Source organism: Rhodococcus sp. T7, assembly GCF_009872365.1.
Classification (GTDB): domain Bacteria; phylum Actinomycetota; class Actinomycetes; order Mycobacteriales; family Mycobacteriaceae; genus Rhodococcus_F.
Genome location: NZ_WXYH01000389.1, coordinates 53,569 through 53,934, shown reverse-complemented (window position 1 = coordinate 53,934; position 366 = coordinate 53,569). Strand labels below are relative to the sequence as shown.

Genomic DNA, 366 nt, shown 5'->3' with positions numbered 1-366 from the left:
ACGGTCGGGGTTCGGGTGCTGGTCCGCAGAAACGCTGGGGCCGATCTCACCGGTGAGGTGGTCGAGGACTACGCGGCGGTGACCGACCCGGGCGGTGGTGGGCATGCGTGGGCGCCGGTGCATCGGTGGGCGGTCGCCCTCGATGACGGGCGGCTGGTCTTTGCCGACACCGAGGATCTGACCATGGATCCGGGTTTCTACCGCTCCGCCCCGGATCCGAACCCGGGCCCGGGTTCGGCGGTGCGGGCACCCGGCCGGCACCGGGGAGAATGACGGTGGCAGATCGTCGCCCGCGGACGGGTCGCGCCCTGCGGTGATGTCGGGATGTGCGGTTCCGTTGTGGGGTGAGAAGCCCGGAGGGGTCCG

1 protein-coding gene is annotated in these 366 nt (G+C 71.9%); it reads left to right on the top strand.

The window, feature by feature from the left end; genetic code table 11:
* The coding region (locus MLGJGCBP_RS44195; RefSeq protein WP_236581702.1) for a hypothetical protein at positions 1-273 on the top strand (273 nt) is incomplete at its 5' end.
* Positions 274-366 lie beyond the last annotated feature (93 nt).